10 protein-coding genes are annotated in these 12449 nt (G+C 54.7%); 2 read left to right on the plus strand and 8 right to left on the minus strand.

Going from position 1 to position 12449, the window contains the following annotated elements:
- The 7 genes from rffC to trxA form a co-directional block, all read right to left on the minus strand.
- Positions 1–678: a dTDP-4-amino-4,6-dideoxy-D-galactose acyltransferase gene (gene rffC / locus IPZ49_RS08710; protein ID WP_063146896.1), complete on the minus strand. Its 678-nt coding sequence runs from the start codon at positions 676–678 to the stop codon at positions 1–3.
- Positions 675–1937 carry a UDP-N-acetyl-D-mannosamine dehydrogenase gene (gene wecC, locus IPZ49_RS08715; protein ID WP_193762839.1) on the minus strand — a complete coding sequence of 421 codons (1263 nt, stop codon included), beginning with the start codon at positions 1935–1937 and terminating at the stop codon, positions 675–677. Before wecC ends, rffC begins: the two co-directional genes overlap by 4 nt.
- The gene (gene wecB / locus IPZ49_RS08720) at positions 1934–3064 is read right to left on the minus strand and encodes a non-hydrolyzing UDP-N-acetylglucosamine 2-epimerase (protein ID WP_063146895.1); all 1131 of its coding nucleotides are present in this window, start codon (positions 3062–3064) and stop codon (positions 1934–1936) included. Before wecB ends, wecC begins: the two co-directional genes overlap by 4 nt.
- Before the next feature lie 56 nt (positions 3065–3120).
- Complete coding sequence (gene wzzE / locus IPZ49_RS08725; RefSeq protein WP_063146894.1) at positions 3121–4167, minus strand: ECA polysaccharide chain length modulation protein; 1047 nt, start codon at positions 4165–4167, stop codon at positions 3121–3123.
- A gap of 13 nt (positions 4168–4180) precedes the next feature.
- Positions 4181–5284, minus strand: coding sequence for a UDP-N-acetylglucosamine--undecaprenyl-phosphate N-acetylglucosaminephosphotransferase (gene wecA, locus IPZ49_RS08730; protein ID WP_001050933.1), 1104 nt, complete (start codon positions 5282–5284; stop codon positions 4181–4183).
- A 242-nt stretch (positions 5285–5526) separates the two neighbouring features.
- Positions 5527–6786, minus strand: a complete 1260-nt coding sequence (gene rho / locus IPZ49_RS08735; protein ID WP_001054528.1) for a transcription termination factor Rho — start codon at positions 6784–6786, stop codon at positions 5527–5529.
- Positions 6787–7127: 341 nt separating this feature from the next.
- A complete protein-coding gene (gene trxA / locus IPZ49_RS08740) occupies positions 7128–7457 on the minus strand; it encodes a thioredoxin TrxA (RefSeq protein ID WP_006812392.1) in 330 nt (109 codons plus the stop codon).
- 144 nt (positions 7458–7601) lie between these two features.
- On the opposite strand from trxA, the gene rhlB reads away from it, so the two are divergent.
- Complete coding sequence (gene rhlB / locus IPZ49_RS08745) at positions 7602–8870, plus strand: ATP-dependent RNA helicase RhlB (RefSeq protein WP_022646644.1); 1269 nt, start codon at positions 7602–7604, stop codon at positions 8868–8870.
- A 6-nt stretch (positions 8871–8876) separates the two neighbouring features.
- A complete protein-coding gene (gppA, locus tag IPZ49_RS08750; RefSeq protein ID WP_063146915.1) occupies positions 8877–10361 on the plus strand; it encodes a guanosine-5'-triphosphate,3'-diphosphate diphosphatase in 1485 nt (494 codons plus the stop codon).
- 52 nt (positions 10362–10413) lie between these two features.
- Here gppA and rep read toward each other — a convergent pair whose 3' ends face one another.
- Positions 10414–12438 carry a DNA helicase Rep gene (rep, locus tag IPZ49_RS08755; protein WP_022646642.1) on the minus strand — a complete coding sequence of 675 codons (2025 nt, stop codon included), beginning with the start codon at positions 12436–12438 and terminating at the stop codon, positions 10414–10416.
- Positions 12439–12449: the final 11 nt, after the last annotated feature.

Genomic DNA, 12449 nt, shown 5'->3' on the forward strand with positions numbered 1-12449 from the left:
TCACCTGTATAACCAGTAGGCGGTGGCGTCAATGCTGGCACCACTCGCAATATAACGTTTAAGCGCAGCGGTGTTGCCCATCTGGGTTGCGACCCGCAGCGTCGATACCTGTTGTTGCTCCGCCCAGTGCAGCGCCGCCTGCATGAGTTTTTCGCCCATGCCGCGCCCGGCTAACAAACCGATGCGCGCCTCTTGCTCGTTGAGCCTGCGAAGCGAAACAAAACCCTGAATCTGCCCACCGGCAGTACGGAACACCAGACAGACGTGGTCAAACGTGCCTTTAACCGCATTCTCTATCCACCGGGCATAAAAGCGGCCGCTGTCATCGGGCGCATACCAGGGCGCCCGGAAACGGCTTTGAGCGAAAGCCAGCGCCGCCATCTTGCGCAGCGCGGGGATATCCTGCTCCGTTGCAATTTCCGCGCCCGGTGAGCCGTGGCGGGCCACGGTAACAGAGAGATCAACCTCGCCCTCGACCAGCCGGAATCCGTGCTGCTGGAGCACGTCCAGCAGATCGGCGCGGTCCGCCGGGATCTTAGCCTGTACGCGCTGCCAGGCGCTGAAGTCTGCGTCCTGCAACGCAGGAGCGTTATCGCGCAGACGCACTATCGCTGAGGGGAGCGAAAAAAATACGCTTTCCCACTCAAGGGACTCCAGCACGCCGTTGAGAGTAATCAACGCCAAACGCCCTTAGTATCAACAATATACTGCTGACGCACGGCATCAGCGGAGACCGCTTTAAACGCATTGTGATCCACCAGCAGCACCAGCACATCCGCCGTCGCCAGCGCGTCATCCAGTGCGGTAAGGGTGCAGTGACCGGCAAGTTTTGCCGGCAACGCATGAATATTCGGCTCAACCACCAGCGTTTCACCGCTGTGCCAGGCTGCAATCGTTTCGGCAATTTCCATTGCCGGGCTTTCGCGAAGATCGTCAATATTCGGTTTGAATGCCAGACCAAAGCAGGCAATTTTCAGCTCACTGGCACGTTTACCGCTGTCGGCGAGGCAATCCGCCACCGTGGCTTTCACCTGGTTGATAACCCAGTGCGGTTTGTGGTCGTTTACTTCGCGCGCGGTGCGAATCAGGCGCGCCTGTTCCGGATTCTGCGCCACGATAAACCACGGATCGACAGCGATACAGTGCCCACCCACACCCGGCCCCGGCTGAAGAATGTTCACGCGTGGGTGACGATTGGCAAGGCGAACAAGTTCCCAGACGTTAATCCCCTGATCGGCGCAAATCAACGACAGTTCATTCGCAAATGCAATGTTAACATCGCGGAAGCTGTTTTCGGTCAGTTTGCACATTTCGGCAGTACGGGAGTTGGTCACCACACATTCGCCTTCAAGGAAGATCTTATACAGCTCGCTGGCGCGCGCGGAGCAGACTGGGGTCATGCCGCCAATCACGCGGTCATTTTTAATCAGTTCCACCATCACCTGGCCTGGCAGTACGCGCTCAGGGCAGTAGGCGATGTTGATATCGGCCTGGTCGCCCGCCTGCTGGGGGAAGCTGAGATCGGGACGCGCCTCGGCCAGCCACTGTGCCATCTGCTCGGTTGCCCCAACAGGTGAAGTGGACTCAAGAATAACCAGTGCCCCTTTCTTCAGCACAGGCGCAATGGATTTTGCCGCCACCTCGACGTAAACCATGTCAGGCTCGTGATCGCCTTTAAAGGGCGTAGGCACCGCAATCAGGTACGCATCGGCTTCTACCGGCGTGGTGCTGGCGCGCAGGAAGCCACCGTCCACCGCCTTTTTCACCACGCGATCGAGATCGGGCTCCACGATATGAATTTCGCCACGGTTGATGGTTTCTACCGCATGCGCGTTGATATCTACGCCAATAACCTGCTTTTGACGAGAGGCAAAGGCCGCCGCAGTAGGCAGCCCGATATAGCCGAGACCAACAACAGAGATGGTAGTAAAACTCATAGCGTTACCCGATTGTGTTTAAGTGCGTGCAAAATACGTCCACAAGCCTGCCCGTCCCCGTACGGGTTATGGGCACGGCTCATCGCCTGATACTCTTCTTCGTCATGCAGTAAGCGCGTGACCTCTTCGACAATGCGACGCGGATCCGTTCCCACCAGACGCACGGTACCGGCAGTGACCGCTTCCGGACGTTCAGTGGTTTCGCGCATCACCAGTACCGGCTTACCGAGGGAAGGCGCCTCTTCCTGAATGCCGCCAGAATCGGTCAGGATCAGCCAGGCGTGGTTCATCAGCCAGACAAATGGCAGATAGTCCTGCGGCTCTATCAGGAGCACGTTTTCCACGTGGCCCAGGATACGGTTGACCGGTTCGCTGACGTTAGGGTTAAGGTGCACCGGATAGACAATCTGCACATCCTCATTCTGCGCGGCGATTTCAGCCAGCGCGTGGCAGATTTGCTCAAAGCCACGGCCAAAACTTTCGCGGCGGTGTCCCGTCACCAGAATCGTTTTCTTGCCGTTGTTCAGGAACGGATAGTGCGCAGCGAGTTCTGCCTGAAGCTCGCTGTTAGCCAGCACGCGGTCACGCACCCAAATCAGCGCATCAATGACCGTATTGCCGGTAACGAAGATTTTGCTGTCGCTGATATTTTCGCGCAGCAGGTTCTGACGTGAGTTCTCGGTTGGCGCAAAATGGTACATCGCCAGGTGACCGGTGAGCGTACGGTTGGCCTCTTCCGGCCACGGGGAATAAAGATTGCCGGTACGCAGTCCCGCTTCGACATGGCCAACAGGGATACGCTGATAGAACGCGGCCAGGCTGGTCGCCACGGTGGTGGTGGTGTCGCCGTGCACCAGCACTACATCCGGCTTGAACGACTCCAGAATAGGCTTTAATTCTTGCAGAATACGGCAGGTGATTTCCGTCAGTCCCTGTCCCGGTTTCATTATATTGAGATCGTAATCCGGGACGATAGAAAAGAGGGTTAAGACCTGATCGAGCATCTCACGGTGCTGGGCAGTCACGCACACTTTCGCTTCAATATCAGGATCTCTGGCCAGCGCATGAACCAGAGGCGCCATCTTGATGGCCTCCGGCCTGGTGCCAAATACGGTTAGTACTTTCACATCGATTCTCTTCGATTAGACGATGAAGGCCGCAGCCTTCATCGTAGACGGCGTTCTTAGTTTGTGCGGCGACGCAATAACGCTACGCCAGCGCCAGTCAGTGCGCCCACAATCCCCCACATGATCATCAGGAATGCGCGACGCGGACTATCGCGTTTTACAGGCTCTTCAGGCGTTCTTAAATAACGATAGGTCTGAAAACGCGGGTCCAGCGTTGGACCGACGTTGAGCGTATTGAGCATGGCGCGGTTTTGGTCGTAATCAAGGTCAAAGTCAGGGCCAACGGCCTGGATATTTTCCAGACGTGCCTGAAGCATTGGGCGACCAAGAAGGAACATTTCTGAATCAGGGAGTTCGTCAGCCGGAACATCCGTTTCGCTACGGGAAATATTGTGCTGTTCCGCAATCTTCAGCGCCTGCTCAAGATTATGCACGCGACGGGCAAAGATGGCCTTAGCGACCTCTTCCTGACGTTTGACCTGCGCTTTCATCTGGATAGTTCGCGCAGCCCAGGCGCCTTTCAGCTCGTCATTCAGATGACTGGCCGCACGCTGGCTGGCAAAAGCAACGTACTGACGCAACAGGTTATTGGCGTCAGGCGCCGTTTCCGCAATCAGCTTCACGCTGTCGCTAACGTTACGGAGCACATCGCCAGGCATAAACTGAATGTTGTTGATTAAATCATCCAGCAGCGCGGCATCCGCTTTGCTGTTACCGACCATACGCTGCTTGTAGTAGTCTGTCTGGGACCAGAAATCGCGACGTGTATCCCACGACGCCAGCTGCATCACAAACTCTTTGTAGGACTCATCCATCACCGAGGCCTGATCCGGGGTCGCCAGATTGGCCTTGATATCAAGATTACGCAGGAATTGCTGCTGGGAGTAGTAGCCTCCAAGCATATTCACCGTTGGTCGGTCTGTGATCGCCGTGGCGCTCCACTCTTGTTTCGCAAAGAAGGTGTAGGCAAGCGCTAACAGCGCGAACCCCAGGCCAATCCCCACAATCCACAGTTTGCCCTGCCATAACACTCGAAACAAACCACGAATATCCAGCTCGTTCTCAGTGCCCACTGATTTCGCTCCCGCCAACGGTTGAGTCATCATAGTCCCGGTTTTACTTAGTTAATGTTGTGTTTTTGCCACTGTTCCGACGCATCCTGCGTTTTAAACGTTTAATAAAACGCGCGACTTTCCATGCACGCTTGATGCAGTAACCGTACATGAAAAATGCTAGCAAGAATAATACCAACATTACCCATTCAGGAATGAAATGAGCATATTCCGCGGCAACGCCAATCGCAGCCAGAATAGCAGCCGCAAGCGTAATCAACACAAATGCCTGACGAGACGTGAAGCCGGCGCGCATAATCAGGTGGTGAATATGCTGCCGATCGGGAGAAAACGGGCTCATCCCTTTACGCAGACGGCGGTACATAATAGCGACCATGTCCATCAGCGGGATGGCGATAATCCAGAGGGCCGTTACCGGGCTGATAGGGTGCGTTTTACCCTGCGTGGTTTCCAGCAGGACCCAGATAACCGTAAAGCCAATCAGGGTACTGCCCGCATCGCCCATAAAGACTTTATAGCGACGCCCTAACACACCCAGGTTCAGGCAGATGTATGGCAGGATGGCGGCAATCATAGCAAAGCACCACATTGACAGGCTGTACTGGCCGTCAAACCATAAGATGATGCCGATCGCGCCAAACGAAACAGAGGACAGCCCACCAAGCAGACCGTCTATACCGTCAACCATGTTAAAGGCGTTGATAGCCGCCCACACGGCAAACAGCGTCAGGAAGAAGCCGAATGGCCCAAGCACCAGCTCCCAGGGACCAAACACGTAGCCCAGGCTTCTGAGATAAAGGCCGCCTACCACCATCATAATGATGCCAATGGCCGCCTGTACCGTCGCGCGGAACTTCACGCTGATATCAAAACGATCATCAAGGGCGCCGACCAGTACCAGCACACCGGCACATGCCAGATAGAGTGCGGCATGGGGGATATAATAATCCGCGATCCCGAATGTGAAACAGATGCCTGCGTATACCGAAATGCCGCCCACCAGCGGAATAAGCCCCTGATGACGTTTACGGAAGTTCGGTTTGTCCACTAACCCAATTCTTTTTGCTACCTTGCGCGCAATGAACAAAAAACAGGTTGTGAATAAAAAAATACTGATCAGCTCAGTTACTGCAGTGAGTAGATTCACAATGGATTGCTCTCAACAAATGTTAGTCCCGGAAGTATAACCATGAAGCCTCTGCCTCAGAAGGATTAAAGATGGCTTCTCACAACTCCCTTTGTATGTTTTTCAATCAATTATTTCTTTGACTGTGCAAACATTCTTATTGTCGCACCGACAGGTCAAAATTGGGAGTGTGTGGTAATAGCGTATAGTCCATAAATAAAAAACGCCACGTAAAAACGTGGCGTTTACTGGGATTATTTGCGTTACGAGCGTTTCATCATGTCGAAGAAATCGTCGTTCGTTTTGGTCATCGCCAGTTTATTGATGAGGAATTCCATTGCGTCGATTTCGCCCATTGGATGGATGATTTTGCGCAGGATCCACATTTTCTGAAGCTCTTCCTGAGTGGTAAGCAGCTCTTCTTTACGGGTACCGGAACGGTTGTAGTCGATCGCCGGGAAGACGCGTTTTTCTGCGATTTTACGAGAAAGGTGCAGTTCCATGTTGCCTGTACCTTTGAACTCTTCGTAGATAACTTCGTCCATTTTGGAGCCGGTATCGATCAGCGCCGTCGCGATAATGGTCAGGCTACCGCCCTCTTCCACGTTACGCGCCGCACCGAAGAAACGCTTCGGACGATGCAGGGCGTTGGCATCCACACCACCGGTCAGTACTTTACCGGAAGCCGGCACCACGGTGTTGTAGGCACGCGCCAGACGGGTAATGGAGTCGAGCAGGATGATCACGTCTTTCTTGTGCTCAACCAGGCGTTTCGCCTTCTCGATGACCATTTCCGCAACCTGAACGTGGCGAGAAGCAGGCTCGTCGAAGGTAGACGCAACCACTTCCCCTTTCACCAGACGCTGCATCTCGGTTACTTCTTCCGGACGTTCGTCAATCAGCAGCACCATCAGCACACAGTCTGGATGGTTGTAAGCAATGCTCTGCGCGATGTTTTGCAGCAGCATGGTTTTACCGGCTTTTGGCGGCGCCACAATCAGACCACGCTGGCCACGACCAATTGGCGATGCCAGATCCAGCACACGAGCGGTTAAGTCTTCAGTAGACCCGTTACCACGCTCCATGCGCAGGCGAGAGTTCGCGTGCAGCGGCGTTAAGTTCTCGAACAGGATCTTATTGCGGGAGTTTTCCGGTTTGTCGTAGTTAACTTCGTTAACCTTCAACAGCGCAAAGTAGCGTTCACCCTCTTTTGGAGGACGAATCTTACCTGAAATGGTGTCACCAGTGCGGAGGTTGAAACGGCGGATTTGGCTAGGGGATACGTAGATGTCGTCAGGGCCGGCGAGGTAGGAGCTGTCTGCAGAGCGGAGGAAACCAAATCCGTCTTGCAGTATCTCCAGCACACCGTCGCCAAAGATATCTTCGCCACTCTTAGCGTGTTGCTTCAGGATGGCGAAAATGATGTCCTGCTTGCGCATACGAGCCTGGTTTTCCAGTCCCATATTTTCGCCGAGAGTGATCAGCTCAGAAACCGGCGTATTCTTTAATTCGGTAAGATTCATAATGGTGTGGGTTCTTAAACTCGGGGTGATTCTCGAACTTAATGTTGTGAATGGTATGGCAGGGTCATCCATGCCTGTTTAGCGGCCATCACCTCATGTCTGTTCGCTGTCTGGTCACAGGGAAAGAACGCAGAACTGAAACGACAAGACGGATTGAGTGACAAGCCCGGAATCTAGCAACTTCACGCACTGTTTAAGTTAACAACGGGAAGTATCGGGTAAAACAAGATTCAAACAACAAGATATGTTTAAAACGTAGTCATAGCTAACTTAGCACGACTAAAGCCGGGCGTCCAGAGCTCACCATTAATTAGGCGCTCTGGACGCTCAGCGGAGAAACCTTACGCCAGGTTAGCGTCCAGGAACTCTTTCAGTTGACCTTTGGACAGTGCGCCCACTTTGGTCGCCGCCACGTCACCGTTCTTGAACAGCAGCAGGGTCGGGATGCCACGGATACCGTATTTTGGCGCGGTGCCCGGGTTCTGGTCGATGTTCAGCTTGGCAACGGTCAGTTTGCCCTGATATTCGTCAGCGATTTCATCCAGAATCGGAGCGATCATTTTGCAAGGACCACACCATTCAGCCCAGAAATCAACGAGGATCAGCCCGTCAGCTTTAAGTACGTCCGTGTCAAAACTGTCGTCAGTCAGGTGAATAATTTTATCGCTCATATATAACTCCACAGGAATAAGCCTGGTACGTTGGTTTTGTCTCCACCAACGACGTGTTGATGTCGCATTAACCAACTAAAGGTTGACTTTATTTCACCGGATACGCTTTCGTAAAGCAATAGTAAGCTGATATTCTACCACACTATGAGCAAAACACATTTAACAGAACAGAAGTTTTCCGACTTCGCCCTGCACCCAAAGGTGATCGAAGCCCTTGAAACTAAAGGGTTTCATAACTGCACGCCCATTCAGGCTCTCGCCCTGCCGCTGACGCTGGCCGGTCGTGATGTTGCAGGGCAGGCGCAAACCGGTACTGGCAAAACGATGGCGTTTTTAACGTCAACGTTTCATTATTTACTTTCTCACCCAGCGATTGCAGACCGCAAAGTTAACCAGCCGCGCGCGCTAATTATGGCCCCGACGCGAGAACTGGCGGTACAGATCCACGCAGACGCTGAGCCCCTGGCGCAAGCCACCGGCCTGAAACTTGGCCTGGCCTATGGCGGCGACGGCTACGATAAACAGCTGAAAGTGCTGGAAAGCGGCGTGGATATCCTGATTGGGACCACCGGCCGTCTTATCGACTACGCTAAACAGAACCATATCAACCTCGGCGCAATCCAGGTCGTGGTGCTGGATGAAGCAGACCGCATGTACGATCTGGGCTTCATTAAAGACATCCGCTGGCTGTTCCGCCGTATGCCTGCGGCAAACCAGCGTCTGAACATGCTGTTCTCCGCAACCCTTTCATACCGCGTACGTGAACTCGCATTCGAGCAGATGAACAATGCGGAATATGTGGAAGTAGAACCGGAGCAGAAAACCGGGCACCGCATTAAAGAAGAGCTCTTCTATCCTTCTAATGAAGAGAAAATGCGCCTGCTGCAAACCCTGATCGAAGAAGAGTGGCCGGATCGCGCGATCATCTTTGCGAACACTAAACACCGCTGTGAAGATATCTGGGGCCACCTGGCGGCAGATGGTCACCGTGTGGGCCTGCTGACCGGCGACGTGGCGCAGAAAAAACGCCTGCGCATTCTCGACGAATTTACTCGTGGCGACCTTGATATTCTGGTCGCGACCGACGTGGCGGCCCGTGGCCTGCACATTCCAGCCGTGACGCACGTCTTTAACTATGACCTGCCAGATGACTGTGAAGACTATGTACACCGTATCGGTCGTACCGGTCGTGCCGGCGCAAGCGGTCACTCCATCAGCCTTGCATGTGAAGAGTATGCGCTGAACCTTCCGGCCATTGAGACTTATATCGGTCACTCTATTCCACAGAGTAAATACAATCCGGACGCGCTGATGAGCGAACTGCCGCCACCTAAGCGCCTTACCCGTCCACGTACCGGTAATGGCCCGCGTCGTTCCGGCGGTGCGCCGCGTAATCGTCGTCGTTCAGGTTAAAAAATGATGCTCAGTTCCACCTCGCTCTATGCGGCAATTGATCTCGGTTCGAATAGTTTTCATATGCTGGTTATACGCGAGGTGGCGGGAAGCATACAGACGCTGACGCGCATCAAGCGTAAGGTCCGCCTGGCGGCGGGCCTGAGCAGCGATAATCACCTCTCTCCCGAAGCCATGGAACGTGGCTGGCAGTGTCTGCGCCTCTTTGCAGAGCGTCTGCAGGACATACCGCATGCCCAAATCCGCGTTGTCGCGACCGCGACGCTCCGTCTGGCGGTTAATGCCGTCGATTTTATTGCCAAAGCGCAGGAAATTCTCGGCTGCCCGGTGCAAGTCATCAGCGGTGAAGAAGAAGCGCGTCTGATATATCAGGGCGTGGCGCACACTACCGGGGGCGACGATCGCCGTCTGGTGGTGGATATTGGCGGAGCGAGTACTGAACTGGTGACCGGCACAGGTGCCCAGGCGACCTCGCTGTTCAGTCTGTCGATGGGCTGCGTAACCTGGCTTGAGCGCTACTTTACTGACCGCAATCTCGCGCAAGAAAACTTCGACGAGGCTGAAAATGCCGCGCGTGAAGTGCTGCGTCCGGTCATGGACGAACTGCGCTACCACGGCTGGAAAGTGTGTGTTGGGGCGTCAGGAACTGTACAGGCGTTGCAGGAAATCATGATGGCGCAGGGGATGGATGAGCGGATCACGCTTGCTAAACTCCAGCAGCTTAAACAGCGCGCCATTCAATGTGGTCGTCTGGAAGAGCTGGAAATTGAAGGGCTGACGCTCGAACGTGCGCTGGTCTTCCCCAGCGGGCTAGCCATTCTCATCGCCATTTTCACCGAGCTAAACATCCAGTGCATGACCCTGGCAGGCGGCGCACTGCGCGAAGGTCTGGTCTATGGGATGCTGCATCTTTCGGTGGACCAGGACATTCGAAGCCGTACGCTACGTAACGTCCAGCGCCGCTTTATTGTGGATACCGATCAGGCGCAGCGAGTGGGCCAACTGGCATCGCTCTTTGCGGATCAGGTTAAATCACGTTGGGATATCGAACCGTTAAGCCGCGATTTGCTGCTAAGTGCGTGTGCGTTGCATGAAATTGGGCTTAGCGTTGAGTACAAGCAAGCGCCGCTACACGCAGCCTGGCTGGTGCGTAATCTCGATTTGCCGGGCTACACTCCCGCGCAGAAAAAATTGCTCGCGACCCTGCTGCTGAATCAAACCAACGCCGTTGACCTCTCTTCACTCCATCAGCAAAACGCTGTACCGCCGCGCGTGGCCGAACATCTCTGCCGCTTACTTCGTCTGGCGATTCTGTTTGCCAGCCGGCGTCGCGACGATCTCCTCCCGGCCATTACGCTGGTGGCAGACGATGAAAAACTGACGCTGACGCTGCCGGAAAATTGGCTAGAAAATCATCCGCTTGGAGCAGAGTTGATCGAGCAGGAGTGCCAGTGGCAGAGCTATGTGCACTGGGCGCTTGATGTGAAGTGACCCTTTGAAGCGTGCCGGGTGGCGGCTTCGCCTTACCCGGCCTACAAAATTGTTATCCCTTCTCTTTGGCTTTCGCCAGCATGGCGCGTATGTTCGCCACGTTGGCTTGCCCCTTGTGCATCCGCTCTTCAGCGGTAATAGCTTTACGCTCCTGCTCCCAGATAAGATCGTCCTGAGGCAACTCCAGCAGGAAACGGCTCGGCTCCGGGCGCACCAGCTCACCATACTGACGGCGCTCTTTGCACAGCGTAAACGTCAGCTCTTTCTGCGCACGGGTGATCCCCACGTAGGCCAGACGGCGCTCTTCGTCGACGTTATCTTCATCAATGCTGCTCTGGTGCGGCAGCAGGCCCTCTTCCATCCCCACCAGATAGACATACGGGAACTCCAGCCCTTTCGAGGCATGCAACGTCATCAGCTGGACCTGATCGGCTTCTTCTTCACTCTCGCCGCGCTCCATCATATCGCGCAGCGTGAAGCGGGTGACCACCTGCGTCAGGGTCATCGGCTCGTCAATCTCAGATCCTTCAAGCATTTCGGTCATCCAGCTGAAGAGCTGGTTAACGTTTTTCATGCGCATTTCTGCCGCTTTCGGGCTGGCGGAGGTTTCATACAACCAGGATTCGTAATCAATGCCGTGGATCAGATCGCGTACTGCCGCCACGGGCTCGCGCTCTGCCAGACGCTGCACCTCACCCAGCCAGTGGGTAAAGCGGGTTAAGGCGTCATAGCCGCGCCCGGTCAGGGTCTGGCTCAGCCCCATATCGAAGCTGGCGGTGAACAGACTTTTGTTGCGGGTCATCGCCCATTCACCCAGCTTTTGCAGCGTCGCAGAGCCAATCTCGCGCTTCGGCGTATTTACAATGCGCAGGAAAGCGCTGTCGTCATCCGGGTTGGTCAGCACGCGCAGATAGGCCAGCAGATCCTTGATTTCCGGACGCGAAAAGAACGACGTACCGCCGGAGATTTTGTAGGGGATGCGGTTTTGCATCAGCATCTTTTCAAAGACGCGCGACTGGTGGTTTCCGCGATAGAGGATCGCGTAATCCTTGTATTCAGTTTTGTTGACGAAGTGATGGGCAATCAGCTCGCCGGTTACGCGCTCCGCTTCGTGCTCTTCGTTATTGGCGCTAAGGACTTTCAGCTCGGTCCCGTAACCCAGTTCAGAGAACAGGCGCTTCTCAAAGACGTGCGGGTTGTTGGCAATCAGGATGTTCGCCGCCTTCAGGATACGCCCGGAAGAACGGTAGTTCTGCTCCAGTTTAATCACCTGCAAAGCCGGGAAGTCTTTGCTCAGCAGCACCAGGTTTTGCGGACGTGCGCCACGCCATGAGTAAATCGACTGATCGTCATCGCCTACAACGGTAAAACGCGCGCGCTGTCCTACCAGCAGCTTCACCAGCTCGTACTGGCTGGTGTTGGTATCCTGGTATTCATCCACCAGCAGGTAACGAATTTTGTTCTGCCAGCGCTCGCGCACCTCTTCATTCCGCTGAAGCAGCAGCGTCGGCAGCAGGATCAGATCGTCGAAATCCAGTACGTTGCAGGCTTTCATATGCGCGTCGTACAGGCCATAGCAGTGGGCAAAGATGCGGTCACGCTCGCCTTTGGCACTTGCCGCAGCCTGGGCCGGCGTCATCAGATCGTTTTTCCAGTTCGAGATCGTCGAGATCAGCTGTTGCAACAGCACTTTGTCATCTTCGATCAGCCCTTCCGTCAGCTCTTTGAGCAGCGCCACCTGGTCGGTGTCATCAAAGAGCGAAAAGTTGGACTTCATTCCCAGCGCCGCGTATTCGCGCTTGATGATATCCAGACCCAGCGTGTGGAAGGTGGAGATCATCAGCCCGCGCGCCTCTTTACGGCCCAGCGTCTGGCCGACGCGCTCTTTCATCTCACGCGCCGCTTTGTTGGTAAAGGTGACCGCCGCGATATGGCGCGCCTGGTATCCACAACCCCGAATTAAGTGGGCGATTTTGTTGGTGATCACGCGTGTTTTACCGGATCCCGCTCCCGCCAGCACCAGGCAGGGTCCGGTGACGAATTCGACAGCTTGTTGTTGTCCGGGGTTTAAACGCATAAATGATCACT

The sequence above is a fragment of the Enterobacter cloacae complex sp. S2 genome (assembly GCF_015159675.1).
Taxonomy (GTDB): Bacteria; Pseudomonadota; Gammaproteobacteria; order Enterobacterales; family Enterobacteriaceae; genus Enterobacter; species Enterobacter intestinihominis.

Coding starts and splice junctions, on each gene's coding strand:
- rep (WP_022646642.1), bottom strand. CDS start 12,438: ATGCGTTTAAACCCCGGACAACAACAAGCTGTCGAATTCGTCACCGGA.
- wzzE (WP_063146894.1), bottom strand. CDS start 4,167: ATGACTCAACCGTTGGCGGGAGCGAAATCAGTGGGCACTGAGAACGAG.
- rho (WP_001054528.1), bottom strand. CDS start 6,786: ATGAATCTTACCGAATTAAAGAATACGCCGGTTTCTGAGCTGATCACT.
- trxA (WP_006812392.1), bottom strand. CDS start 7,457: ATGAGCGATAAAATTATTCACCTGACTGACGACAGTTTTGACACGGAC.
- wecC (WP_193762839.1), bottom strand. CDS start 1,937: ATGAGTTTTACTACCATCTCTGTTGTTGGTCTCGGCTATATCGGGCTG.
- rhlB (WP_022646644.1), top strand. CDS start 7,602: ATGAGCAAAACACATTTAACAGAACAGAAGTTTTCCGACTTCGCCCTG.
- gppA (WP_063146915.1), top strand. CDS start 8,877: ATGCTCAGTTCCACCTCGCTCTATGCGGCAATTGATCTCGGTTCGAAT.